Source organism: Actinomycetota bacterium (assembly GCA_040757835.1).
In the GTDB taxonomy this organism is placed as follows: domain Bacteria; phylum Actinomycetota; class Geothermincolia; order Geothermincolales; family RBG-13-55-18; genus SURF-21.
The window spans coordinates 192,828-217,452 of the sequence record JBFLWJ010000003.1 but is presented as its reverse complement, the minus strand read 5'-3'; the positions used below and the strand labels follow the sequence as shown (position 1 = coordinate 217,452).

22 protein-coding genes and 1 pseudogene are annotated in these 24,625 nt (G+C 65.3%); 16 read left to right on the top strand and 7 right to left on the bottom strand.

The features are described from left to right. Nucleotides 1-177 precede the first annotated feature (177 nt). The 5 genes and pseudogenes from mtnA (at nt 178) to AB1384_04910 (ending at nt 3,675) form a co-directional block, all read left to right on the top strand. A complete protein-coding gene (gene mtnA / locus AB1384_04930; GenBank protein MEW6553611.1) occupies nt 178-1,209 on the top strand; it encodes an S-methyl-5-thioribose-1-phosphate isomerase in 1,032 nt (343 codons plus the stop codon). Next, nucleotides 1,206-2,339, top strand: coding sequence for an NDP-sugar synthase (locus AB1384_04925; protein MEW6553610.1), 1,134 nt, complete (start codon nt 1,206-1,208; stop codon nt 2,337-2,339). The genes mtnA and AB1384_04925 overlap by 4 nt, the downstream gene beginning before the upstream one ends. A gap of 180 nt (nt 2,340-2,519) precedes the next feature. Next, nucleotides 2,520-2,690: pseudogene (locus tag AB1384_04920) on the top strand (double zinc ribbon domain-containing protein). Nucleotides 2,691-2,711: 21 nt separating this feature from the next. Beyond that, nucleotides 2,712-3,221, top strand: a complete 510-nt coding sequence (locus AB1384_04915) for a ComF family protein (protein MEW6553609.1) — start codon at nt 2,712-2,714, stop codon at nt 3,219-3,221. Nucleotides 3,222-3,426: 205 nt separating this feature from the next. Continuing rightward, nucleotides 3,427-3,675 carry a flagellar biosynthesis anti-sigma factor FlgM gene (locus tag AB1384_04910; protein ID MEW6553608.1) on the top strand — a complete coding sequence of 83 codons (249 nt, stop codon included), beginning with the start codon at nt 3,427-3,429 and terminating at the stop codon, nt 3,673-3,675. 24 nt (nt 3,676-3,699) lie between these two features. Here the strand turns inward: AB1384_04910 and AB1384_04905 are convergent, their stop codons facing one another. Then, complete coding sequence (locus tag AB1384_04905) at nt 3,700-5,790, bottom strand: hypothetical protein (GenBank protein ID MEW6553607.1); 2,091 nt, start codon at nt 5,788-5,790, stop codon at nt 3,700-3,702. Between the two features lie 178 nt (nt 5,791-5,968). After that, nucleotides 5,969-6,532: a class I SAM-dependent methyltransferase gene (locus tag AB1384_04900; GenBank protein ID MEW6553606.1), complete on the bottom strand. Its 564-nt coding sequence runs from the start codon at nt 6,530-6,532 to the stop codon at nt 5,969-5,971. Between the two features lie 152 nt (nt 6,533-6,684). Between AB1384_04900 and AB1384_04895 the strand changes: the two genes are divergently transcribed. After that, nucleotides 6,685-8,298, top strand: coding sequence for an alkaline phosphatase family protein (locus AB1384_04895; GenBank protein ID MEW6553605.1), 1,614 nt, complete (start codon nt 6,685-6,687; stop codon nt 8,296-8,298). 52 nt (nt 8,299-8,350) lie between these two features. Further along, nucleotides 8,351-9,913, top strand: coding sequence for a flippase (locus AB1384_04890; protein MEW6553604.1), 1,563 nt, complete (start codon nt 8,351-8,353; stop codon nt 9,911-9,913). On the opposite strand, the gene AB1384_04885 is transcribed toward AB1384_04890, so the two are convergent. Both AB1384_04885 and AB1384_04880 read right to left on the bottom strand, forming a co-directional pair. Beyond that, complete coding sequence (locus AB1384_04885) at nt 9,907-11,016, bottom strand: glycosyltransferase family 4 protein (protein ID MEW6553603.1); 1,110 nt, start codon at nt 11,014-11,016, stop codon at nt 9,907-9,909. The genes AB1384_04890 and AB1384_04885 overlap by 7 nt on opposite strands. Next, complete coding sequence (locus tag AB1384_04880) at nt 10,998-11,999, bottom strand: class I SAM-dependent methyltransferase (protein MEW6553602.1); 1,002 nt, start codon at nt 11,997-11,999, stop codon at nt 10,998-11,000. Before AB1384_04880 ends, AB1384_04885 begins: the two co-directional genes overlap by 19 nt. 211 nt (nt 12,000-12,210) lie before the next feature. On the opposite strand from AB1384_04880, the gene AB1384_04875 reads away from it, so the two are divergent. The 5 genes from AB1384_04875 to AB1384_04855 all read left to right on the top strand — a co-directional run bounded on the left by AB1384_04875 (nt 12,211) and on the right by AB1384_04855 (nt 18,115). Beyond that, nucleotides 12,211-13,722, top strand: coding sequence for an alkaline phosphatase family protein (locus AB1384_04875; protein MEW6553601.1), 1,512 nt, complete (start codon nt 12,211-12,213; stop codon nt 13,720-13,722). Nucleotides 13,723-13,884: 162 nt separating this feature from the next. Further along, nucleotides 13,885-14,883 (top strand): glycosyltransferase family 2 protein, encoded by a 999-nt coding sequence (locus AB1384_04870; GenBank protein ID MEW6553600.1) that lies wholly within the window; start codon nt 13,885-13,887, stop codon nt 14,881-14,883. Then, nucleotides 14,880-15,590 carry a glycosyltransferase family 2 protein gene (locus tag AB1384_04865; GenBank protein ID MEW6553599.1) on the top strand — a complete coding sequence of 237 codons (711 nt, stop codon included), beginning with the start codon at nt 14,880-14,882 and terminating at the stop codon, nt 15,588-15,590. The genes AB1384_04870 and AB1384_04865 overlap by 4 nt, the downstream gene beginning before the upstream one ends. Nucleotides 15,591-15,603: 13 nt before the next feature. Next, nucleotides 15,604-16,008 (top strand): DUF2304 domain-containing protein, encoded by a 405-nt coding sequence (locus tag AB1384_04860; protein MEW6553598.1) that lies wholly within the window; start codon nt 15,604-15,606, stop codon nt 16,006-16,008. After that, nucleotides 15,992-18,115, top strand: coding sequence for a hypothetical protein (locus tag AB1384_04855; protein MEW6553597.1), 2,124 nt, complete (start codon nt 15,992-15,994; stop codon nt 18,113-18,115). Before AB1384_04860 ends, AB1384_04855 begins: the two co-directional genes overlap by 17 nt. An 8-nt stretch (nt 18,116-18,123) precedes the next feature. On the opposite strand, the gene AB1384_04850 is transcribed toward AB1384_04855, so the two are convergent. The 3 genes from AB1384_04850 to AB1384_04840 all read right to left on the bottom strand — a co-directional run bounded on the left by AB1384_04850 (nt 18,124) and on the right by AB1384_04840 (nt 21,020). Further along, nucleotides 18,124-19,095, bottom strand: coding sequence for a GNAT family N-acetyltransferase (locus tag AB1384_04850; GenBank protein ID MEW6553596.1), 972 nt, complete (start codon nt 19,093-19,095; stop codon nt 18,124-18,126). Nucleotides 19,096-19,133: 38 nt separating this feature from the next. Continuing rightward, nucleotides 19,134-19,976 (bottom strand): polysaccharide deacetylase family protein, encoded by an 843-nt coding sequence (locus AB1384_04845; protein MEW6553595.1) that lies wholly within the window; start codon nt 19,974-19,976, stop codon nt 19,134-19,136. 87 nt (nt 19,977-20,063) lie between these two features. Then, nucleotides 20,064-21,020 (bottom strand): inorganic phosphate transporter, encoded by a 957-nt coding sequence (locus tag AB1384_04840; GenBank protein MEW6553594.1) that lies wholly within the window; start codon nt 21,018-21,020, stop codon nt 20,064-20,066. Nucleotides 21,021-21,221: 201 nt separating this feature from the next. Between AB1384_04840 and AB1384_04835 the strand changes: the two genes are divergently transcribed. The 4 genes from AB1384_04835 to cysC are packed head-to-tail and all read left to right on the top strand — an operon-like array spanning nt 21,222 to nt 24,523. Next, complete coding sequence (locus tag AB1384_04835) at nt 21,222-21,455, top strand: CopG family transcriptional regulator (protein ID MEW6553593.1); 234 nt, start codon at nt 21,222-21,224, stop codon at nt 21,453-21,455. 10 nt (nt 21,456-21,465) lie between these two features. Beyond that, on the top strand, nt 21,466-22,608 hold the full coding sequence (sat, locus tag AB1384_04830) for a sulfate adenylyltransferase (GenBank protein MEW6553592.1): 1,143 nt from the start codon (nt 21,466-21,468) through the stop codon (nt 22,606-22,608). A gap of 4 nt (nt 22,609-22,612) precedes the next feature. Further along, nucleotides 22,613-23,968 (top strand): alkaline phosphatase family protein, encoded by a 1,356-nt coding sequence (locus AB1384_04825; GenBank protein ID MEW6553591.1) that lies wholly within the window; start codon nt 22,613-22,615, stop codon nt 23,966-23,968. Nucleotides 23,969-23,986: 18 nt separating this feature from the next. Beyond that, entirely contained in the window at nt 23,987-24,523 is a 537-nt protein-coding gene (gene cysC / locus AB1384_04820; GenBank protein MEW6553590.1) for an adenylyl-sulfate kinase, read from the top strand. The last annotated feature ends 102 nt before the right edge of the window (nt 24,524-24,625 follow it).

Here is a 24,625-nt window from a genome sequence, read left to right as displayed (position 1 = left end):
TTGATGTAAGAGATTGCCCGCCACCGCATGCATTACAGGCAAAGCATGTTCCCAGGCGCACAGGGTTCGTGTCCCACGTGCACCCGGGCGTGTCCCTTTTGTCGGCGTTACAATATGAGCGCGCTCATGTAGAGTTGTATAAGCACACGAGTTTGATGGAATAACCTGAGGAGATCGATGAAGGGCAGCTCTTTCAAGGCGGTGGATTGGAGGGACGGCAAGGTCATCCTGCTGGACCAGACGCGGTTGCCGGCCGAAGAGGTCTATCTCGAACTGACGGACTGGCGGGAGGTAGCCGAGGCCATCGCCACCATGCGGGTGCGCGGGGCCCCGGCCATCGGCATAACCGCCGCCTACGGCGTGGTGCTGGCGGCGCAGGCGGGCGGTCCGGGGGCGGGATTCACTCTTGCCTGCGACGAGCTGGCGCGCACGCGTCCCACCGCCGTCAACCTTTCCTGGGCCGTGGAGCGCATGCGCGACCTGACGGGAAGAACGTCTGCCGCGGAACTCACCGGCGTGCTGCTCGCGGAGGCGGATCGCATCGCGGCGGAGCAGGACGCCGCCGACCGCGCCATCGGGGAACTGGGGGCCGACCTTCTGCCGGAAGCCTGCCGTGTCCTCACCCATTGTAACGCCGGGGGACTCGCCACCTACTCATACGGCACCGCCCTGGGGGTGATCAAAGCCGCCCATGCACGTGGAAAGGTCGCCCACGTGTGGGTGGACGAGACGCGGCCGCTGCTGCAGGGAGCGCGCCTCACCGCCTGGGAGTTGCAGCGCGAGGGGGTGCCCATGGCGGTGATCTGCGACAGCATGGCGGGGCACCTCATGTCCCGGGGCGAGGTGGACGTGGTGGTCACCGGCGCCGACCGCGTCGCCGCCAACGGGGACAGCGCCAACAAGATCGGCACCTACTCCCTGGCGGTGCTGGCATCCTATCACCGCATTCCCCTGTATATCGCCGCACCGCTTTCGACCGTGGACCTGGACGCCGCGGACGGTTCCGCCATCCCCATCGAGGAGAGGGACCCAGGCGAGGTGACCGCCTGCGGCGGGACCGCGGTAGCTCCCGCGGGAGCGGTGGCGCGCAATTTCGCCTTTGACGTTACACCGGCGGAGCTGATATCGGCTATCATTACGGAGAGGGGTGTGGCGCGCCCCCCCTATGGTCCGGCGCTGCGAGAGCTGAAGGAGGGTGGGGAGATATGAGGGCGATGATTCTGGCCGCCGGCCTGGGCACGCGCCTGCGCCCCCTCACCGAGGAGATCTCCAAGCCCATGGTCCCCATCGTCAACCGGCCGGTGATGGAGCATATCGTCGACCTCCTCTCCCGCCACGGGTTTCGCAGGCTTTACGTCAACCTCCACTACCATCCCGACGTCATCACCAGCCATTTCTCAGGCGGCGAGCGCTGGGGGCTGACCATCAAATACTCCTACGAGGAGGAACTGCTGGGCACCGCGGGGGGGGTGAAGAGGCTCGCAGGCGAACTGAGAGGGGATACCTTCCTGGTCATCAGCGGGGACGCCCTCACCGACCTCGACCTTTCTGCCCTCATGGCATTCCACCGGGCACACGGCTGCATCGCCACCCTGGTCATCACCCCGGTGAACGACCCCTCCAAGTACGGAGTGGTCATAACCGAGGAGGACGGGCGCATCATCGGTTTTCAGGAGAAGCCCAGCCGCGAGGAGGCGCAGAGCTTCGTGGCCAACAGCGGCATCTACGTCTTCGAGCCCGAGGTCCTGGAGATGATCCCGGAGGGCTTCTACGATTTCGGCTCCCAGCTCTTCCCCCGCTTCCTGGAGGAGGGCACCGCGTTCTACGGTTACCGCCACTCCGACTACTGGAACGACGTGGGGAGCATGGAGGAATACAAGGCCGGCAATTTCGACGCCCTCACCGGCAAGGTCAAGGTGAGGATACCCGGGGCGCGCATAGGCGAGAACGTCTGGATCGGCGACGGGACGGTGGTGGGAGAAGAGGTGGTCATGGTCGGGCCCATCTGCATCGGCTCCGACTGCGAGGTGAGGAAGGGCGCCAGGCTCTTCGGACCCCTGGTGGTGGGGGACCGCACCGTCATCGACGAGGGGGCCATCCTCTACCGGGGGATCAAGTGGGGGGATGGCTATATCGGCAAGGACGCTCACCTCCTCGACTCCATCGTGGGCTGGGAGGCCGAGATAGGCGACGGCGCCGCCCTGCTCGCGGACACGGTGGTCGGGCACCGCACGGTCATCGGCGAGGGCAGCATCATCCACCCCAGCGTGAGCATCATGCCCGGCTCGGTGATCGAGAAGAACCTCCACTTCAAGGGCGAGCCCGACGAAGAGGAATAGGACGCAAAAGGCGGGCGATACCCCCCAAAGCGAAAAGATGTGAAACGTTATTCCGGGCATGGTGCCGATGGCGATATCACCCGGACCCACACGACGATCCCGCCTTACCCATGCGAATAAACCCAAAGGGCTTCCTTCCACGGTATTGACGAAATCATTATAATATATATTATATATAACATGACCAATATAAATATATTGTTGGAGCTGGTCTTCCCCACGCGCTGTGCCGGCTGTGGGGGGTATGCAGGCAGGCCGATCTGCCCACGCTGCAATGCCTCCATGCACCTGATAAAAGGTCCGGCCTGCCTCGGTTGCGGCAGGCCGGCTCCGCGCGCCATGGAGATTTGCCAGGAATGCCGGGGGCGTCTCATGCATGTCGATACCACCGTCGCCCTGGCGGTATACCAGGAGCCGCTGCGCTCTGCCATCCACAAACTGAAATACGACAACGGATGGAGGTTGGCGCCGCTCCTCGGCGCCATGGCGGCGGCGCGCCTGGCCCCCATATTGCGGTCCCCGCATCCCGTGGTGACCTTCGTCCCCATGCACCGGCGCAAACGGCGCATGCGGGGTTACGACCACGCCGAGAAACTGGCACAGGGGGTGGGTAGTGCCCTCGGGTTGGAGGTGATCCGTCTGCTGGAGAGGTCGCGCCCGACCACAGCCCAGAGCTCTTTGAGCCACGAGGAGAGGCGGCGAAACGTGAGGGGGGCTTTCCGGGCTACCGATGGGCGGCTGCACGGAGAGGAGGTCGTGCTCGTCGACGACATTCTGACCACCGGCTACACCCTCTCGGAATGCGCCGCGGCGCTGAAGGTCAACGGCGCTGGCAGGGTGACCGCCTGCGTCCTGGCCAGAGACCTTCTGTGCGGCGCATGAATCCGGGCTGGCCCCGCTGCCAGGTGCACCCATTCAACTTTTTGGGGTCAGAGCTCAAAAGTTGAAAGTCTGGGAGAGTAATTCAAGAAATGAGCTCTGACCCCAAAAAGTTGAATCATCCCCTGGCCGCAGTTTTGCCGGATTTGCCGGTAAACCGAACCGTCCGGGGTGTCGATAATGTTAGTGGTTGAAGGAGGATGACGAGATGCGAATGCACGGAAGCGAGATGTGGGAACGGCCGCGTTTCTCGGTCGCTTGGAGCGGGGGAAGCGGCTCCATACCCTCGGTTGACCCCAAGATAAACCGCATGATCCTGGAACAGCTGAAGGGGATGCCCGATGTCCGCAGCGAACTCGTCGTATACCTCCGCCGTGCCATCGAGGAGAACAGATACTACGTGCCGGAGGAACTGGTGGCGGAAAGGATGATCTGCTGCCTGGCCGCCGTCAACTGACCGCCTCCCACCCACGGGCCACCCTTATCGCGGCACCAGCTCTATGCTGTCCACCTCCACCTGGCCGGTGGAGAAATAACAGGTGAGGAGCCCTATCTTCACGTAGCGGGTATCCGGCCTGAAGGTCAGATTCACACCCGCCGCCCCCGCGGGGCCCATGACCAGGTCCCTCCGCTTCCATGACGTGGAAGGCTCCCCGTAAGGGATGTTGTAGATGGCAAGGGGAGGGTAGGGCGAGGTCGACCCGTACTGATACACCGCGAGCAGGGTCAGGGGCTCCCCTTGCGTCTCCCTCAGGGTGGTGCTGATGGTATAGCTGCGGGACGGGTCGACGGAGATGAAGCCGCGGTTGACGAACAGGAACGCCCCCTCGGGGTCGTCGGAGGTGACCCTGAGGAAGGAATCGCCGGGACCGGCCCCATCCTCGACCCCCTCCATCACGATGTCTCTTCTCCCCGAGTACTGGAAATCGGTCCAGTGGTCGAAACGGGTGAACCCGCTGGCGGCCGCATATCCCCGCAGCTCGGGATCGGGCGTCGCGGTCAACTCCCCGGTATCGAGGTTTTCCGCGTCCACCTCATACAGGCTGTAGAACATGTTGCCCTGCAGGCGGGTGCCGTTGAGGAGAAAGGCCGTATCCCTGCAGGAGTAGACGTTGGGAACCAGGACCTCCGAGGCCCCGTATTCCTCCAGCAGCTTTTGCCAGGTGCTGGGGTAGGGTAGGAGAAAGGCCTCCTCCAGCAGCTGGTTCTTGTCGGCGGTCAGCTGCCTCGGGGCGTGCCCCGCCAGCACCGAGACGACGTTGTACGAGGAGATGCCCATGAGGTTGTAGCTCGTCGCCGGGTTGGCGATAAGGACGTCGCCCTCCTGCGCGAAGGCGGCGAAGGGCTCCATGACGTCATAGTTGTTCTTTTCCGTCAGGCCCTGGTAGCGGAGGCCGGTCCTCCACAGGGAGACGCCGATGAAGGCAAGGCAGATGGCCAGGATCACCGGGATGGCCACGGCCTTCCACCGGCGCAGCCGCCACACGTCCAGCCCCAGTCCCAGGGCCAGCCCGATGACCAGGGGGATGCGCATGACGTACTGGAACCGCCAGTAATAGGCGATGCTCACCGGGGTCACGAAGGAGAGGGTGACGGCGGCGAAGGCCAGGGCCCAGAAGAGCAGGAAGAGACGTTCCTTCTCCTTTCGGATCAGGAAGGGCAGGCCGATGAGGAAGAGGACGCTGCCCTCGAGGAAGGGCAGCAGACCGGTGAGCTTACCCTCCCTCCCGTCGAGGCCCACCGCTCCGCGGCTGAAGATGTCCCACCAGTGATACAGGGGCCACAGCGTCGCCAGCAGCAGCGCGGCGGGGATGATGCCCAGGAGCAGCAGGTGCTGCCGGGAGAAACTGCGCTCCCGCGCCGCGTACACGATCACCAGGATCACCAGGACCAGGAAGTACTGTATTCCCGTCAGCATGTGGATGTTGAAGACCACGGCGGCGAGGAGGACCTGCACGAGGTATGGCTTCCACCCCCCTTTTCGCAGGTACTTCGCGTTAAGGGCAAGGCAGAACATCATCAGCCCTACAGCCAGGGTGGAGGCATAGTGGGCGTCTATCATCAGTTCCAGCCAGGTGTAGGAATTGCCGTGCACCGCGGCATCGTAGCCGCACAGGACCAGGGAGAAGAGCGCCGCCAGAAAGGCTGCCCGGGACGATCCGAAGAGGGTCCTGGTAAGGTAGAAGGCCCCCGCCAGGAAGACGGCGATGCCCAGCAGCCCGAAGAGGTAGAGGGTGAAGAAGTTCGAGTTGCCCGGTACGGAGGCGGCCAGGGCCATGGCCACGTAGTTGATGCCGCTGCGGTTGTTGCTGCGGTAGAGGTCCGGGAAGAGGCCGGGCACCAGGTCCTCTCCCACCCCGATCTGGTCCTCCACGCTGCGCAGGATGCCGAGGTGGGAATAGGTGTCGTAACCGGTGCTCTTGTACGGCATCTTCTCGTGGAAGTAGGCGAAGGTGTAGAAGGAGGCCGCCAGCAGCACCAGCACGGCCAGGGCTATCAGCCAGGGGTCCCCGCGGCCCGGTACCCTTGCCGCGAGAGGTCCCCGCGATGCGGTCTGGCCTGTCTCTTCCATATGGCTGTCCGTTCGGTCGCTTTGCCCGGTATCTCCAACTAATGTTGACACACGCGGGCGCCCGGCGGTTCCAGCCGGCCGCCGCCGGCGGCCGCGCGTGTCCCCAGCCCGGGCGCCACCCAGAACAGGTGTATTATACCAGCAGGTTTGCCGTTTACCAGGGCGGCGGTCCGGAGCCCTAGAGCGCGCGGGCCACCAGGAGCTGGTTCGAGCGGAGCTCGAAGCGCCGATGGGCCGCGATGGCCAGTCCGCAGCCTTCGACCAGATCCGCGAGCTCAGCGGGAGTGAAGATGTGCTGATGGCACTGGTCCGTGCCCGGATTGGCCAGGGACAGCCTCTGCAGGAACCCGTGCAGCCTCTCCCCGGACGGCGTGGGGGTGGTGATGACCACATGCCCGCCGGGGCGCAGGTGCTCGCGGCACTGCTCCAGGACGCGCCCCGGCGCGGCCAGGTGCTCGATGACCGCGAGCATGATGATGGTGTCGAAGTCCCCCAATCCGGAGGGGAGCCCTCCGTCCACGTCGTGGTGGATGAACGCATGGGCGGGGTACAGCTCACGCAGCCTCTCTATGGCGGGCAGGCTCACATCGACCCCCGTATAGGACGTGGACGCGGGGAGGAACCGGATGGTTATGCCCCTTCCGCACCCGACATCCAGGATGGTATGGCCGAAATAGCGCCGGGCCTTGCGGTTCCTCAGCCAGGCGTAGAGATAGGTGGCTTCTCGGGCCAGTCTGTTCAACGTATCCCCCTCGGACCCCGGGCCTGGTCGGATCACAGACTATGTTCCCATATACGCCCCGCCGTGTCATCTCCCCGCACTTCCAGGCTGAGAACCCCTTGTGATATCATTCATCCCGAATTGAACCGCGCTATGGACGGAGGCACCGGCATATGGCTAAGAGCCGCGTTTTCGTGATCGGCCTGGACGGTGGGTCCTGGAACGTCATCGACCCCCTCATCGCGAGGGGCAAGATGCCCAACCTGGGAAGGCTGCGGGAGGAGGGGGCGTGGGGCAGACTCATGAGCACCCTTCCCCCGGTGACCTGTCCGGCCTGGTTCACCTTCTCCACCGGCCAGCGGCCTTCGCGGCTGGGGATCTACGATTTCCGGGGCATAAGCCGGGGATCGGACCGCATCCGCATGCATACCTACAAGGAGATAAGGCAGCCCGAGTTCTGGGACCTGCTCATGGAGGAGGGGTACACCTGCGGCATCATCAACGACCCCCTGGTCTATCCCCGCAAGCCGCACCGTGGATACATCGTCCCGGGATTCATCACCCCCCAGGAGGAGTTCGGCAGCTTCCCGGCGGGGCTCATGGCCGAGCTCGACCGCGTGGCCGGGGGATACGAGGTGGACCAGCAGGCCATGACCATCGTCGACGACGAGACCCTGCTCAGGGACTGTATGAGGGTCCTGGACAAACGCATCAAGGCCATTACCTACCTGCTGCGCGAACACCCCAGCGACTTTTTCCTGGGGGTCTTCACCGCCACCGACCGCATCTGCCACTGCTTCATGAACCAGGCTTTCCTGCGCAGCGGCGAGGAGAGTGAGAGGGGCTGGGAGGCCCTGGAGCGGGTCTTCAGCCTGGTGGACGAGGGGGTAGGCAGGATCGTGGAGATGGCTTCCGGGGACGATTGCATTATCGTCATGTCCGACCACGGCTTCGAGGCCAGGCCCTGGAACGTCCATGTCAACCAGTGGCTGGTGGACGAGGGCCTGCTCAAGGTCAAGGTGGTCGGCGGCCTGGAGAAGATAGGGCTGACCCAGCGCGGCATCGGCAGGCTCCTGAAGAAGGTGGGCCTTATGGACCTGGCCTACCGCATGGCTCCCGGCAGACTGAGGGAGATGGTGCCCGCCGGCGAGACCAACCAGGGCGAGTATTTCATCCACAACCTGCTGGAGCGGGGAAGGGTGGACTGGAGCGGCACCCGGGCCCTGGCCATGGGGTACAGCTGTTACCTGAACACGCAGGACCGCCCGCGGGGCATCCTCTCCGGCCGCGATGCGGAGGAGGTCAAGCGGCAGATAGAGGAGGGCCTTAGGGCGCTGACCGACCCCGGAGGGGAGCGCGGAGGGATCGAGCTGCTCGATACCGGCACGGCATACGGGACCGAGGTGCCCGTCGATCCGCCCGACCAGATGATGAGGGAGAGCGGGGGCTGGCAACTGAGGTCCAGCCTGACCAGAAGCGGAGAGGTCTTCACCCGCAACGAGCGCGCGGGCCATTCCATGGAGGGCATCTTCCTGCTGCACCACCCATGGGCGAAGGCCGGAGAGATCGCCGATCCCCTGGGCATCGAGGACCTGGCGCCGCTCATCCTCCGCCTCTACGGCCTGCCGGTCCCGGTGGAGATGGACGGCCGTGTAAGGCCGGACATCTTCGGTCCCGATACCCCCCCGCGGGAGGGAGGCGTTCCCGCCGGGCCGGATGCCACGGGGGCGGAGAAGGAGAGGATAAGGCGCAGGATCGCGGCGCTGCGGCAAAGCGACACCGTCTGAGACCCCTGACGGCACCATAGCCACGGTTCTCTATCTCACGGATCGAGGAAGCATGTCCGATCTTCAGCAGGAGTTCCAGGAATCGCTGGGCAAGATAGCGGGAGGGATGTTCGTCGTCTTCCTGGGGTTCGTCGCCTCCTCCGTCTTCCACTTCCTGGAGCGGATGGTCCTCTTCCGCGGCCTCTCCAAGAGCGATTACGGCGTGATCATGCTGGGCGCCGCCATCCTGGAGTTCACGGTGATCATGGCGGAACTCGGCATGCGCTCCGGCTCGCCCCGCTTCATCTCCTATTACCGTGGCAAAAAAGACGAGGAGAGGATCAAGGGAGCGGTCTACGCGACCCTGAAGATAGGATTGATATCCTCCTGTGCCTTTGCCGTCGCTTTCTTCGCGGCCTCCGGCCCGCTGGCCGGGATATTCGACGCACCGCAGCTGACCTCCATCACCCGCATCTTCGCCATCGGCCTGCCCTTCATGGTCTTCATCATCCTCCTCAGCAGCATCTTCAGGGGGTTCGACCGCGTGGGCGTGAAGGCGGTGTTCGAGGACACCATGATGTGGGGGCTCATCGCGGCCCTGATGTTCGTGGCGCTGGTGACGGACTCCGGGCTCACCTGGGCGGCCGCGGCCCTCGCCTCCGCCGCCGTGATCACCTGTTCCCTGACGGTGGTGTATGCCGTGCGCAATCTGCCGCGCCTGCTCGCGCCGGTGAAGCCGGTGAAGATGGGCAAGGCGCTTATCCTTTTCTCCATACCCCTCGCCGTGGAGGGGGTGCTCAACATGGTGATGACCTGGGCGGACACCTTCATGCTGGGCATCTTCAAGACCACGGAGACGGTCGGGGCCTACAACACCGCGGTCCCCTTCGTGAACCTGCTGTTCATGTTCATGCTCTCCCTCATCTATATCTTCCTCCCAGTGACGACGAAGCTGCTCTCCGAAGGCAAGAAGGAGCAGATCAACGGCATCTACCGCAGCTCCACCAAGTGGGCCATGACCCTGACCATGCCCCTGCTCTTCATCTACGTCCTCTTCTCCGAACAGGTGATCACTTTCTTCGCGGGCGCCCGGTACGCCGAAGCGTCCACGGCCCTCGTCATCCTGTCCCTCGGGATGTCCTTCAACGTATTCGCGGGGCCCAATGGGATGACCCTGGTGGCCCTGGGGAAGCCCCGCCTGGTCCTCGCGGACGGCACGGCGGGCGTGATCACCAACGTCGCCCTCTGCTGGATCCTCATACCTCGTTACGGGATGACCGGAGCGGCTATCGCCACCCTATCATCATACGTGGTCATCAACGTGCTCAAGTCGGCGCAGATATACTACCTGGAGCGGATCCACCCCTTTACCCCCCAGTACCTCAAGCCACTGCTGCTGTCGGTGCTGGGGGCCGTGGTCACCTACCCCCTCTTCTCCTGGGCGCTCGCCGGGCGCGACTGGTGCCTGGTGCCCCTCTACTTCGCCTACCTGGCCATGGGCATGCTGATGCTCCTGCTCTCGAGGTGCCTGGAGGCGGAGGACGTTACCATCATCTGCTTCGTGCTCATGCGCATGAAGATCAGGCCCGACCGCGTGAGGGACTTCCTCAACCGTTTCGTGGCCGGAGCTCAATAGGGCGGCCCCCCGCCCCGGCGGGCGCTGTCGAGGACATCGCCGTAGACATCCATCACCCGCGCGACCACCACGGGCCAGGCATGGCTGGCCTCGGCGATATGCCGGTTGGCCGCGCCCATGGACTCTATCATGCGCTCGTCGCCCAGGATGTGGTTGACGGCCCGTGCCAGGGCCCGCGGGTCGTGGGGCGGGACCACCAGGCCGCCCTGGCCGTCGCGGATGAGGTCGGACGCCCCCGCGGGGGTGGTCACCACGGGCAGGCCGCAGGACATGGCCTCGATGACCACCAGCGGCTGCTCCTCGTCCCAGGAGGGCAGGACCAGGAGGCTCGACGATGATATCAGAGGGGCCAGTTCCCGGTGGCTCAGGTCCCACCTGACCTCCATGCCCGCCGCCGCGGCCCTCGCCGCCATGGCCGGCCGCATCTTGTTGGTCACGGCCATGATCGGGGCGTCGATCATGGGCGCCGCCTCCGCCAGCACGTCGAACCCCTTGGTGGTGGTGGCCCTCCCCACGAAGACGACGCGCCTGACCTTGTCTCCTCCGGGCCTGAACAGCTCGGTGTCCACGCCGTTGGGGATCACCGCGATACGGTCCTCCGCTATCCCCATCCCGTCCCGCAGGAAGTCGGCGATGCCCCGGTGCACGCAGATGAAGCGGTCGATGTTCCCGGCCGCCCGCCTCTCGGACAGCCGGAAAGGGAAGCGGGTGAGGCGGTTGAAGAGCAGGGGAAGGCGTCCGGCCCCCATGTACCTGGTGAACTTCTGGCACTGGATGTTGTGCAGGGTGATGACGACGGGGAGGCGGGGCCTGTAGAGGGGGGCCAGGGCCAGGGAGTTGAGGTGGATGACGTCGTACCCACCCTCAGCCTCCCGCATCCCCTTGCGGCCGCCCAGGGGAAAGGCCGTGAGTTCCCGTAGCAGCGGCTTGGTCTTCAGGAGGTCCGGAAGCGCCAGGGGTATGCCATCACGGAAGGACAGGATGCGGGTCCTGGCGCCGGCCCCGCGCAGGCGTTCCGCCAGGTCCCGGGCGGCGATGTCCGCGCCGCCCTCCTTGCCGCTGCCGTGCAGGCAGTCGATGAAAGCTACCGCGGGCCCGGACATGGCGACTGGCCTCCCTTCACGGCGATGACGTACAGCAGGTCGCCCCGGAGCCCCAGGTTGCAGGGCAACAGGAGCAGTGACAGCAGGACATACGCGGCGATACACGGGGCCTTCAGGTGGCAGTCGGCATAGACGCGCCCGAAGCCCGGGAACATCCTGGCCAGGCTCTCGAGGAGCCCGGCCGCGGGGGTGATGGTGTAGACCTTACGGATAAAGAAACCGTCCCGGGCGAGGGCCGCGCAGAGACTGGCGGGATCGAAGTGAAGGAAGTGAAAGGGTATCTGGAGAAAGGCCCAGCCGGACTTGAAGACGGCCAGGAAGCGGTTGGCGGTATTGGGGACCCCCACGATGAGCACCCCCCCCGGCCGCAACACCCGCCATATCTCCCGCAGGGTGGCGTGGGTGTCGCCGGTGTGCTCTATGACCTGGTTCGCGTAGACGATATCGAAGGAACCGGCCGCGAAGCCCGCCTCCCATATCTCCCCCGTGAATATATCCAGGCCCCGCTTGCCCCCCTCCGCCGCGGCGCGGGGCGATATATCGACCCCCCGCACGTTGCGCCCGACCCGCCGCCACAAGGCCATCTGGTCCCCGGCGCCGCAGCCCAGGTCCAGCACATCCCTCCCGGGATAGAAGAGCGGGACCGCCTGGGGGACGTTCCTCGCCGGCCAGAACAGCAGCCTCTCCAGGAGGTCCGCGAGACGCGATCTCCTCCCGCGCAGGAGGCGCAGGGCCCGGTCCAGCGCCGTGGCCGCGGATCCCCACAACGGCAGGCTCTCCAGGCTGGTGGAGCGGAAGGAGTAATAGTCGTCCCCGTAGAGGTCCGAGGTCTCGGCCGTGTCGAGCCTGGGCCAGGTGAAGGCGACGCCGCAGTCGCCGCACCCGTATACACGGTAGCCCTCGCCGGAGCGGCCGTCCCCTTCCCCGAGGGGCGAGAACGGTGCGGTCCGCGTCGATGCGCAAAGGGGGCAGCGGTTCTCCAACAGGTACCGTCCTATCGAGCGTCTCTTTCCTGCCGGCCGGCTACGGGTGGCCGGCCGCGCGGTCATGGACCCGTGTCGATACTATAACCCAAAAGACACGGCGTTATAACGGGTCCCGCGTATCCATGGTATCATCCGGCCTGGAGGTCCACGGCCGGGGAGTGGCGTATAATCACTAACAACCTCCGCCGGCGGCGCGGGAGCGCGGGAGATGAGAAAACACATGGCCAAGGGAAGGGTATTCATCATCGGGATCGACGGCGGGACCTGGAAAGTGATGTCCCCGCTCATGGAGGCCGGGCGTATGCCGGCCTTGAGGGCATTGGCCTCCGAGGGGCGCCACGGCGTCCTGGCGAGCACTATCCCTTATATCACCTGTCCCGCCTGGAACACCCTGGCCAGTGGGAGGAACCCGGGCTGGATCGGGGCCTTCGGCTTCCTCAACCTCGCGCCGGCCTCGTACGCCCTGAGCTACTACGACTATCACCGCGACCCCGCCTTGCCGGAGATATGGGACATCCTCGGCGAGCGCGGGCTCTCCTGCGGGGCTTTCAACATCCCCGTGGTGCGCGAGCCCAGGCGGATCAACGGCTACATGATCCCGGGTTTCCTCGCCGACGAGCGCGACCTCCACACCTGGCCCGCATCCATGCGCGCCGCCATAGACGCCGCCGCCGGGGGCTACGTCATCGAGCCGAAGGGGTTTTCGGTCATGGGGCCCGAGAAGACCATCAGGGAATGCGAGGCGGCGATGGACAAGCGCCACCGCGTCTTCGAGGCCCTGCTCTCCGGGCACCCCTGTGATTTCTTCCTCGGCGTCTTCCACCTCGCGGACCGCGTGAGCCACAACCTCCTCAACCACACCGGCCTGCCCCTGGAACCGGAGAGGGGCGGCCTGCACGCCTTGACCGCCGCCTTCTTCGAGAAGCTGGACGGCCATATCGGTGCGCTGGTGGAGCGGTACGTGGGAGCGAGCGACCTGCTCATGGTCCTCTCGGACCACGGTTTCGCGCCGTGCAAGTCGGGCTTCCTCCTCAATAACTGGCTCATCGGGGAGGGTTACCTCAAGGTAAGATCCCTGGGCGGGCTCTCCGGCATGGGTATCAACCAGAAGAGGATAGCCGCCGCCCTGGATCGGGTCGGGCTGCTCGCGGCCGCCTCCCGTTACGCCCCCCGCTCCCTGAGGAGGATGGTGCCGGAGGGCAGGGGCTCGGGCTCACACGCCTCGGTGGTCGATTACATCCAGGCGGACCGGGTCGATTGGGCCGCGACCCGGGCCATCGCCCTGCCCAACCATGGCATCTACCTGAACACCTCCGACCGCCCCCGGGGGAGCGTGGGCGTGGGCGGGGAGAGGGAATCCCTCATCAAGGAACTGCGACGGGGTCTCGAGGGCTATGTGGACGTTGCGTCGGGAGAGAGGCCGGTGAGCGCGGTCCGGAGCAGGGAGGAGATCTACTCGGGACCCAAAGTGGACTGGGCCCCCGACCTCATGGTGGAGATGGTGGAGGGGTGGACCACCCAGGGGGTGATAGGTGACGAGGGACGGCTCGTGCTCCCGCTCACCCGTGCAGACCACCGCCGGGAGGGGATGATCGTATTGCGGGGCCCCGGCATCGATGCGGGCGCGGGGGACGGCAGCATCGAGGACATCGCTCCCACCGTCCTCGATTTCATGGGGGTTGAGGGACCACCGGCGATGGACGGGAAGTCCCTTCTCTGATGGCCCGGTTGACCGTGCGGGCGCGAGCCGCGGCCGGCGGCGGCGCGATTGCCCGATGCACCGCGCGTGCGTAGAATTGGTATGTGCTCAGAGGACCGTCGAACCGCGTATAACCATCCGCAGCAGCCGGACGGACCCTATGGCGGAGAGAGCAGGGGGACGATGCCCGACATCAGCGTAGTGGCGCTCAACTACAAGACCAGGGATCTGCTGCATGACTGCCTGCGCTCCCTGCTCGCCCATGCGGACGGCCTTGACCTGGAGGTCATCGTGGTGGACAACGCCTCCGGGGACGGATCGGCGGAGATGGTCAGGGAGAAGTTCCCGCAGGTGGCGCTGGCCGTAAACGAGGAGAACGTGGGGTATTCCCGCGGCACCAACCGCGGGATCAGGATGTCCTCCGCCCCTTACATATTGCTGCTCAACCCGGATACGGTGGTCGGGGCCGGGGCCCTGCGCGGCATGTACGAGTACATGGAGTCACATGCAGATGCCGCCATCGTCGGTCCCAGGATGGTGGGCGAGGACGGGGATTATCAGCAGAGCTGCTTCCATTTCACCCTGCTGGACGCAAGGCACGCCCTGCTCTACCTGCTGGTCCTCCTGGGCGGCCTGGGATCCAGCATGTTCGGGATGTCCACCGACCCGGCCGGCGACGGCCGTTGTCCCATCGAGGTGGACTGGGTCTATACCGCCTGCGCCCTGGTGCGCGCCAGAGCGCTGGAGGAGGTGGGCCTCCTTGACGAAGGCCTCTTCCTGTACGGGGAGGATATGGACCTGTGCTACCGCGTCAAGAGGGCGGGCTGGAAGACGGTGTATCTGCCCGGGGTGGAGATAACGCACTACGGGAACCGGTCCGGCATCCAGGTCTTCGGCGAGCAGAAAGGCTATACCCGGGCCAGGATTTACGTGGACGGGATCGACTACTTTCAGAGGAAGTACTTCAGCCCGGTGCATTCGTATATCATCCGCGCCCTCATCTGCGCCGGCTCGGCGGCGGCTGCCGCGGTGCTGGGGGCCCTGTTCATCTCGAGGCGCGGGGACGACGCCACCGGCGCCAGGTGCGCCTACGCCGCGAGGGTAGCCCGGGCATCCTTCATAAGCCTGCTCGCAAGGCGGGGCGCACCGGGTCAGGGTATGAAGGAGAGGCGGAAGGGTTGAACACGCTGGTCGTGATCCTCGCCCATAACGAGGAGGACAGCATCGAGAGGGTCGTCTCCGAGGTCCGGCGCGAGCTGGACGCCGAAGTGCTGGTCGTGGATGACGGCAGCGAGGACGGCACGCGGGAAAGGGCGGTGCGGGCCGGGGCGAGGTGCCTGTCCCTAGCCTTCAACGCGGGCATAGGGGTGGCGGAGCAGGCCGGTCTCCAGGTGGCCGCCGAGGAGGGATACGACTTCGTCATCAGGATGGATGGAGACGGCCAGCACGATCCCGCCGACATCCCCCTGCTCCTCGAGTCCCTGCGGGAGAAGCAGGCGGACCTGGTCATCGGGAGCCGTTACTTTAACGGCCGCAATGGCGGGGGTTGGAGCGCGAGGCTCGTCGGCAACAGGTTCCTGTCCTGGCTGGTCAACCGGCTTACCTCCTACCACATCACGGACGCCACCTGCGGCTTCCGGGGATACGGCCGCCGGGCCTTGGAGGCCTTCGCCCGCGACTATCCGGACGACTTCCCCGAGGTAGAGGCGCTGATGATGTCGAACCTCGAGGGGTTCACGGTGGAGGAGGTCCCCATAGACTCCCTGCGGAGGGAGAGCGGCAAATCGGTGATAAACACGGGCGTCGCCGTGTATTATATGAGCAAGGTGACCCTCGCCGTCGCGATCTGCGCGTTGCGGGGGAGAAGAGGCAGGGGGAAGATCGGGTGAAGGATATACCATCTTGAACTGGAATATCGCGGTCACGGGCATCGTCGCCGGTCTGCTGATGATCGCCCTCATCGTCGAGCTGGTGCGGAGGGGGTCACTGGGCGAGCGCTATGCGATACTCTGGATCCTCCTCGGCATATCCATCATCGTCCTCAGCGCCTGGCCGGCGCTCCTGCAGAAGCTGGCCGATGTGTTGAGGATCTACTATCCGCCCTCCATCATCTTCGGCCTCGCCTTCCTCTTCATCTTCGGGATCATGATCCATTTCTCGGCGGTGCTCAGCAGGCAGAGCAAGGGGTACAACAGGATGGTCCAGAGGCTTGCGGTGCTGGAGGAGAAGCTGCTTCGCCTCGTGGGGGAGGAAGCGGAGGGGGAAGACGGCGGGGAGGGGGACGACGCGGATGCGCGGGACGGCTGAGAACGGGGAAGGTCCGCCGGCGGACGAGAGCGTGGTGGCCGGACGCGGCGCGGGCCGCGACCCCTATATCCTGGCGCTGCTGGCGCTCATCCTGGCCATGGCCGCCCTGTACACCTTCTACTTCTACCAGGAGAGGCTGCCCTTCCGTGAATCGGGGGCCGATACCTACGGCCACCTGGGCATGCTGCGCACCGTCGAGGACCGTATAGGTCTGGGCGACGACCTCGACGCCGACCTGTTCCCGGGGCTGTACAGCGGCAACGAACGCAGCGGCATCAACTACGTGGCCATGGCGCTCATCGCCTCCGTTCCCGGTGCTTCCGACTTCACCGCCCTCTACGTATTCGGGCTCCTCGGGATATCCCTTTTTCTGTCGGGCATCTATTTCCTCACCCGCGCCCTCTCCGGGTCTTCCCGCGCCGCTTTCCTGGCGGCGATGTTCTCGCTGGTCCTCTGCAGCGCCGAGGTGGTGGTCAGGGGAAACTCCTTCTCCTTCGTAGAGCTGCTCGCCTGCGCCCACTACGCGTCGGTCGTGGCCATGGGCCTGATGATGCTGGCTCTGGCCCGCAACATCAGGTACCTGAAGGAGGGGGACTGGAAGAGCTACCTGCTGCAGTTGCTGCTGGCGGTACTGGTGCTCAACATCCACCTGCTCACGGGCATAGGATACCTGCTCGTCCTGGTCCTCCTGGTGGTGGTGTACGCCGCATGGGAGAAGCGGCTCACGCGCCGGCACCTGCTGCTGCTCTCGCTCATCCCCGCCGCCCTGGCCCTGCTCTCCCTGTGGCCGCTCTATCACTGGTGGGACATATTCGGGGGCTCGATCCAGGGAGCGAACTCGGCCCTCGGGGAGCCCGTGGAGAGGTACTCATCATTCGGGTATTTCTTCCAGGCAACCGTGTTCTTCTTCATCGGCCTGCCCTTCCTGCTCCGGAAGGAACGCGAGAGGGTCTTCCTGCTGGCGTGGGCCCTGGCCTTCACGGTCATCGCCCTCTCCTTCCTGCTCCCGGTGAGCATCGCGTTCTACTGGAGGTTCGCGTACGTGATGCGTATCCCCCTGGTCATCGGACTGGCCCTGGGGCTGGGGGTGGACATATGGAGGCTGCAGAGGTGGAGGGCGGTGGCCATTCCGGTGATCCTGGCCGTGGTCGGGGTGTTCTTCGTCGCCTCGCTGGTGGTCACGGCACGGCGCTATCAGGACATCATGGGCAAGGACGGCTACGCGCCGGTCGAGGCCTTCATGGAGACGGGAGGCGAGGGCCGCAACCTGCTCGCCCATCCCGTGCAGGGATACATGCTCATGGGCATCTCCGGCTACAACATCTACTCGATCACGCAGGGGCATGCGTCTCCCGAGATCATCACCGCCAGAAACGAACGGCTGGAGCAGGCCTACGCCTCCCCCGCGCCCGACGGGTGGGGGGAACTACTCGGGGAGTTCCGCATAACCGACACCCTGGTGGCCCGCGACAAGTCCTCGCTCGACGCCGCGCTGTTGCTGAACGGGGTGCTGGAGGAGAGGAACGCGGCCTTCGACCTTTACGCGGTGGACCCGGAAGGACTGGACACCGCGGTACTCGCATCCACCCCCGACCCCAAGCTCGAGGACAGCGAGGTGGTGAACGGCTTCACCCGGTTCGGCGGCTGGGCCTGGTTCCAGTGGGAGGGCCGTGAACCCATGGAGGTCGAGTCGGTGCACGTGGATGATGGGGACGATATCACGAGCACCAGGTTGAGGGTGACGGCGCGGGACGACGCGGGGGCGCTGGTCTTCATCAACCGCGGCTACATCGAGGTCGACCCTGCCCGGCGGTACCGCATAGCCATGAACACCCGCGTCGCCGAAGGCGAGCCCCAGGTATACCTGGTCTTCTACCAGTACGCGGCGCCCTCTCCGCAGGCGCTCATCTCCAGGGTGGAGATGAAGATACACCGGGATACGGGCGAGTGGACACGCAGGAACTTCATCGTCTGGCACGGGGGCGAGGAGAAGACCGACATCGTCCTCAGCGAGCATACGAGGTACGTGAAGATAGGCGTACTGCCCTGTTACAGGTCCGCCGGGCAGGTGGAGGTGGGCAGGCTGGACATATCCGAGAAGCCGTGAGGCCGTAGCTACACCAGGTCGGTATCGCCCCAGGTCAGGTACCAGTCCTTGCGCCGCAGGGGCATGTCCACACCGGCGCCGCCATAGGCCTTGAAGACGAAGTTCAACTGGGAGGGAAAGACGCTCTGGGGCAGGCGCAAGAAGCCCAGCCTGCGCAGGGCGGACAGCACCGCCCGGTTGCCAACGTCAAGAGCGGCGATGACCCGCACGCCCTGCCCGCTCAACAGGTCCACGGCCCGCGAGAGCATGAAGCGGCAGGCCTCCCAGTCGTTCTCCCCGGCCCAGATATCCATGATGAGGCCGGCATCGAGGCCCCTGATCTTTCTGCGGGCGAGGACCATGTATCCGGAGCCGGCAACGGCACCATCATAGAGGTAAAAGTCGTACCGCCCCTGCGGCCTGTCGGAATATCTCCACCTCAGGGTGGCGAGGTCACGGGAGCGGTGCCACAGGGGCAAGGCCTCTTCCCCCAGCCGCAGCTCCAGTTCCGGGCCGTGCAGCGAGACCGGCCTGAGGCGCAGGTCCCCGCCGCCGCGCGGCTCCCGCCGCGCCGAGAGCCTCGGATACCTGACGTATACCGGCGCCCTTCCCAGGTTGCTCATGCCCGTCTTCAAATGGGTGGGGACAGCCTGCCGGTTGGCGAAACCGAAGGACAGGTCGAAGCTCTCGCCCAGGACCTCGTGCATGGCCAGGGAGAGACGTGTCGCCAGGCCGCGGCGGGTCCGGTCCGGGTGGACCATGATGTCCACGAGGAGCGCCCCCCTCAGACGGTCAGCACCCCTGCCATACCATGCGGGTATCGCCCCCAGGTGGCCCACGATGTCCCCGCTTTCCCGGATCACGCAGGAGACGGGAGGGCCGGCCGGGGTGCCGGAGTAAAGTCTCCTCCAGTCGTCGACGTCGCGTCCCTGGCCGAAGACCAGGTTAAAGAGGTCGACGATGGCGGGTATGTCCGCGGGTCCTGCCACTTCCGTCCTCATCCGGCGACCATCCTTGCGCAAATCGGCAGTGCTCCCCGCTACAGGGACAGCACTTCCCTCACGGGCTTGAAATCGAAGGTGTCCAGGAGCCCCGCGATCTTTTCCAGGGTCTTGCCGGCCCCGTGGAAGAGCGCGAGGCGCGAGAGCAGGCCGATACCGGGCGGTTTCTCCCGCAGCGGGTAGATATCGCGGGGATGGATGTAGAGCACCGCCGGTCTCTCCTGCAGTACTTTTCTCAGCAGGCGGACGACCAGCCACAGTGGCTGGAACCTTAGGTACACGCCCCCACATACGGGCATGCGCAGCAGAGGCCCGCGGTAGACGGTGGGGGGGAACTCCAGCAGGTGTCCACCGCCGGGCTCTCCGGCGGGGATATATGGGCCGAGGGGGGTGCCGGGATATCCGTAGAGCGGAGTGCGCATGGGGAAGACGCTGGAGCTGTAGCGGTAGCCGAGGTCTTTCTCCAGGGTCTCGTGGAACCAGGGCGTGCCGGGACCCACCGAACAACTGGGGGCCCGGAACCCGAGGGGCCTCTCCCCGCAGATCGAGGTCAGGATATCCACGGTCCTCTTCTCGCTCGCCAGGAACGCGGAGCGCGTGGTCTCCGTGAGGTTGATGTGTTCGTAAGCGTGGGAGCCTATCTCGTGTCCCCCGGCGGCGATCCTCTCCACCAGGCCGGGGTCTTCCTCCGCCACCGTACCGAGGACGAAGAAGGTGGCGCGCACCCCCTTTCCCTCCAGGAGGCCGAGGAGGGCGTCGACGGCCGGCGCCACGATGTCCTGACCGCCGCCGCGGCCCTCGCGCACGAGGTCACCGGCCCACCACGGCTCGACGTCCATGCTCAAGGCGATGCCGTGCAGATCATCTCCCGTTCCGTTCAAGCCCACCTCACGCGTCGCATACCCGGCCAGATGCGAGAATCTTATCACCTCTTCCAGGCCGGTTAAACCGGCCGCCCGCCGTCCTGGTCAGATGAACACGCGCGCCAGGCCCCAGGCGATGGCGACCGACAGGACCGGCGCGACCACCCAGACCACGGCCGATCTGCGTGCGGCCGGATTGCGGAACATGAAGACGTGCCCGTTCTTGACCACGCCAATGGCGAAGATGGCCCCCAGTTTTATCTGGACTTCCGAGGCGGGCATGCCCAGCCCGCTGGCCACCAGCAGCAGGGAGGCTCCCACGAAACTCACCAGGGTCGCGCTGAGGACGCCCAGGGGGGTCAGCTCTTTCCCCGCCGTCTCCAGGTTGCCGAACCCGAGGGCGGCACCCCCCATGCCGAAGAACGGGGCCACGAAGAGCGTGGCCGCCATGGCGCTTATGATATTGGCGCCAACCAGGGGACCGGCGGCGTTGGCCACGTTGTTGGAGCCGATGGAAAAGGCCGCGTAACATGAGGAGGCGATGACGAAGGCCTGAAGCAGCCGGTAGCGGCGCATGAGGTTCTGAGCCAGCACGTATTTGCGCAGGCGCGGATAGGCCCACTTGCCGAGGATAAGGGTTATGGAGTATGCGGCGAAGGGCAGGATGAACCAGAGGGGGATCATGAGTTTGAAGGGCGCGCCGTTGAGGTGCCCGAGGTGGATGCCCACGCCCACCAGGGACCCCACCGTCACCTGGCTGGTGGACTGGGGCACCTTGAGCAGGTTGGCCAGGAAGAGGGAGATGGTCGCCGCGGTGATGACGATGAGGGCTACCGTGGTGTCCATGTAACCCGAGGGGACGATGTCGTGGGAGATGGTCTCCGCCACCCTGCCCCCGGCGACCACCGCTCCCAGCAGCACGAAGAGGGAGAAGAAGAGCACCGTCCACAGGCGGTCCAGGAAGCCGGCGCCATAGGCCGCGGCCATGGAGGGGGCAAACCCGCTGGCCCCCATGTTCATGGCGAAGAAGGAGACCAGGATTATCAAGAGAGCCGTCTGCACCCGTCCCCAACTCCTCCCAGCTCGCCGGCGCCGCGAGGAGGCTGTAAGCTTCCTCTCCGGCCTTGCCTTATAATTGTTGAAATCGAAAGGCAGCCCCCGTATCTTGTAAGGAGCTGCAGGCTGAACAGGCTATTGAAAATAATTAGATATAATAATATATAGTTAAACATCGCGAAAGGAAAGGTCGGGTGTAAGAGAAAGATGAAGAAAAAGGAACAGGAGAGCAAGTTCACCTCGGTCTCCATCCCCACCCCGCTCTTCGAGAAGATCAAGAAGCGCATAGAGGGGACAGGGTTCACCTCCGTATCCAGCTACGTCGTGTACGTGCTGAGGGAAGTGCTGGCGGAGGACGCGGTAGACGAGAAAGAGGCCTTTTCCCGCGAGGACGAGGAGAGGGTGAAGGAACGCCTGCGTTCCCTGGGCTACCTGGATTGAGGAGGAGACCATGCCGTTGCCCCACGGCGGTCGCTTGATCGACCGCACGATTCCCGACGATGCCGCCGGTGAAGCCGGCGCGGAGGCGCGAGGCCTCAAGAGCCTGCGGCTGGACACGGAGCAGGCCCGCGAGGTTGAGAACATAGCCCAGGGGATATACAGCCCCATCGAGGGTTTCCTGCGCGCGGAGGAATACGCGAGCGTGCTGGAGCATGCCCGCCTGCCCGGGGACACCCCATGGGCGCTGCCCATAGTCCTGGACCTTCCCCCCGACAGCGGGATAGAGGAAGGAGACCGGGTAGCCCTGTGGGAGACGGACGAAGGGCCGCTCGCGGTGATGGAGGTGGAGGAGATCTATCCCCTGGACCGCGACCGCCACGACCAGCTCATCTACGGCACGCGGGACGCTTCCCACCCCGGTGTGGCCAAGACGGGCGGCATGGGCGATCTCCTGGCTGGGGGGCCGGTGACCCTGCTCCGTCTCTCGTCCAGCCCTTTCGAGCGCTACCGCCTCAGCCCGCGCGAGACCCGGGTACTCTTCAGCGAACTCGGCTGGAGGCAGGTGGTGGGGTTCCAGACGCGCAACGTTCCCCATCTCGGCCACGAGTACGTGCAGAAGACGGCCCTCACCTTTGCCGACGGGCTCTTCATCAACCCGGTCATCGGCAAGAAGAAGAAAGGAGACTTCACCGACGAGGCCATCCTGGCCACCTACCAGACCCTAATCGACAACTACTATCTCAAGGAGCGCTCGGTCATGGCCATCCTGCAGTACGAGATGCGTTACGCGGGGCCGCGCGAGGCGATCCACCATGCGATCATGCGCAAGAACTTCGGCTGCACCCATTTCATCGTGGGCAGGGACCATGCCGGGGTCGGCGATTTCTACGACCCCTTCGCCGCCCAGGAGATCTTCCAGGACTTCCCGGACCTGGGCATCGTGCCGGTGTTCTTCAACACCTTCTCCTACTGCCTGCGCTGCGGCGGGGTGGTGAACGAGAAGACCTGCCCCCACGGCAAGGAGGACCAGGTGGGCTTCTCGGGTACCCGCATGCGCGAACTCATCGTGGAGGGCAAAGTGCCCCCGCCGGAGATGCTCCGCCCCGAGGTGGCCGAGGTGCTCCTGGAAATCGGCGACCCCTTCGTGGAGTGAGGGCATGGCCAGGAACCGGCTGCTGGTCATCGGGCTGGACTGCGCTTCGCCGCGCCTGCTCTTCCACGAGTATTCAGGGCTCCTCCCCAACCTGGAGAGGTTGCGCGCCGGGGGCTGGTGGGGGGAGGTCGAATCGTGCGTGCCCCCCATAACCGTCCCCGCATGGATGGTCATGTTCACCGGGAAGGAACCGGGCGAGCTGGGCATGTACGGTTTCCGCAACCGCATACCGGGCACCTACAACGACACCAGGGTGGCCGACTCGACTTCCCTGCAAGTGCCCCCGCTGTGGGCGCGGGCAGCCGGCGCCGGCCTGCGCAGCTGTCTCATCGGCGTGCCGCCATCCTACCCGCCCTACGAGGTCAACGGCGACATGATCTCCTGTTTCCTCACCCCCGGCACCGACCGCCCCTACACTTACCCCCGCGGTCTGGCGGTGGAGCTGGAGGAGCAGGAGCTGGCCTACGTGCCCGACGTCGCCTTCCGCAAGGAGAACAAGGCGGAGATCCTGGCCAGCCTGCGGGAGATGACCGCCGGGCATTTCGAGATCGCGTGCTACCTGGCTGAGGAGCACCCCTGGGACCTCTTCGTCATGGTGGAGATCGGGCTGGACCGGGTGCAGCACGCCTTCTGGAGGTACCAGGACCCGGCCCATCACCTCTACGAGTCCGGTACGCCCTTCGACGACGCCCTCAGGGACTACTACCGCCTGCTCGACCAGGGCATCGGGGAGCTGCTTGAGGCCGCCGGGCCCGATACCGCCGTTGCGGTGGTCTCCGACCACGGGGCCAAGGGGATGAAGGGGGCCTTCTGCGTCAACCAGTGGCTGGCGGAGAAGGGCTACCTCGCCCTGCAGGGCGAGGTGAAGCCGGGCACCCGCCTCGAGGACGCCCCGGTGGACTGGCCGCGCACGAAGGCCTGGGGCTGGGGCGGCTATTACGCGCGCGTCTTCCTCAACGTCGAGGGCAGGGAGCCCGAGGGGGTGATCCGCCCCGAGCGCTTCGAGGCGGAGGTGGAGGCGCTGGCCGAGGAGATCAGGAAGATCAGGGGGCCTCAGGGCGAGGTCTGGGACACGCGCGCGGTGACCCCCCGCGAGGTCTACTCGCATACCGAGGGCGACGTGCCCGACCTCATGGTCTTCTTCGACGACCTCTCCTGGCGGGCCGCGGGGACCATGGGGCATCCCTCCATGTACCTGGAGGAGAACGACACCGGCCCGGACGACGCGGTGCACGACTGGAGGGGAGTGGGCATCATCTACCACCCCGAGGTGGATATGGGAAAGAGAATAGACAGGGATTTCATCCCCATACAGGACCTCTACGGTATCTTCGTGGAGCTGCTGGGGATAGGCGATTGATACGGGAGGTTCAAAAGTATGGACAAGGGATTTGTGGTATGGCTGACCGGTCTTCCTGGCTCGGGCAAGACCACCGTGGCCGTCGACCTGGAGCGAAAGCTCCGCGACATGGGGAAGCGGGTCGAGGTGATGGACGGCGACGAGGTCAGGAAAGGCCTCAGCCGTGACCTCGGTTTCAGCAAGGAGGACCGCGAGATCCACGCCATGCGCGTCGCCTACGTGAGCAAGTTGCTCTCGCGCAACGGCGTGGCGGTGATCGTGGCACTGATATCTCCCTACCGCTCCTTCCGCCAGGCGATCAGGGAGGACATCGAGGACTTCATCGAGGTCTTCGTGCGCTGCCCGGCCGAAGAGTGCGCGAAGCGCGACCCCAAGGGACTCTGGGCCAAGGCACTGGCCGGCGAGATCAAGGACTTCACGGGAGTCGATGACCCCTACGAGGACCCCGAAGACCCGGAACTGGTCCTGGACACGTGCGCCGAGGAGACCTCCGAGAGCGTGGGCAAGCTCATGGATTGGTTGGGTGCGCACGGCTACCTCGACGGGACGGGGTAATCCGGGACGGAGAGGCGTTCGGGCTCACTCCAATACCGTTTTAGCGGCCCGGCGACAAGGCTGGTCGTCGTCGCAGGCTCCTCCGAGCACCTTGCTCGCCGG

Coding starts and splice junctions, on each gene's coding strand:
- AB1384_04910 (MEW6553608.1), top strand. CDS start 3,427: ATGCGAATGCACGGAAGCGAGATGTGGGAACGGCCGCGTTTCTCGGTC.
- AB1384_04875 (MEW6553601.1), top strand. CDS start 12,211: ATGAGAAAACACATGGCCAAGGGAAGGGTATTCATCATCGGGATCGAC.
- AB1384_04835 (MEW6553593.1), top strand. CDS start 21,222: ATGAAGAAAAAGGAACAGGAGAGCAAGTTCACCTCGGTCTCCATCCCC.
- AB1384_04855 (MEW6553597.1), top strand. CDS start 15,992: ATGCGCGGGACGGCTGAGAACGGGGAAGGTCCGCCGGCGGACGAGAGC.
- AB1384_04870 (MEW6553600.1), top strand. CDS start 13,885: ATGCCCGACATCAGCGTAGTGGCGCTCAACTACAAGACCAGGGATCTG.
- AB1384_04895 (MEW6553605.1), top strand. CDS start 6,685: ATGGCTAAGAGCCGCGTTTTCGTGATCGGCCTGGACGGTGGGTCCTGG.
- AB1384_04915 (MEW6553609.1), top strand. CDS start 2,712: ATGCATGTCGATACCACCGTCGCCCTGGCGGTATACCAGGAGCCGCTG.
- mtnA (MEW6553611.1), top strand. CDS start 178: ATGAAGGGCAGCTCTTTCAAGGCGGTGGATTGGAGGGACGGCAAGGTC.
- AB1384_04905 (MEW6553607.1), bottom strand. CDS start 5,790: ATGGAAGAGACAGGCCAGACCGCATCGCGGGGACCTCTCGCGGCAAGG.
- AB1384_04850 (MEW6553596.1), bottom strand. CDS start 19,095: ATGAGGACGGAAGTGGCAGGACCCGCGGACATACCCGCCATCGTCGAC.
- AB1384_04885 (MEW6553603.1), bottom strand. CDS start 11,016: ATGTCCGGGCCCGCGGTAGCTTTCATCGACTGCCTGCACGGCAGCGGC.
- AB1384_04925 (MEW6553610.1), top strand. CDS start 1,206: ATGAGGGCGATGATTCTGGCCGCCGGCCTGGGCACGCGCCTGCGCCCC.
- AB1384_04890 (MEW6553604.1), top strand. CDS start 8,351: ATGTCCGATCTTCAGCAGGAGTTCCAGGAATCGCTGGGCAAGATAGCG.
- AB1384_04825 (MEW6553591.1), top strand. CDS start 22,613: ATGGCCAGGAACCGGCTGCTGGTCATCGGGCTGGACTGCGCTTCGCCG.
- sat (MEW6553592.1), top strand. CDS start 21,466: ATGCCGTTGCCCCACGGCGGTCGCTTGATCGACCGCACGATTCCCGAC.
- cysC (MEW6553590.1), top strand. CDS start 23,987: ATGGACAAGGGATTTGTGGTATGGCTGACCGGTCTTCCTGGCTCGGGC.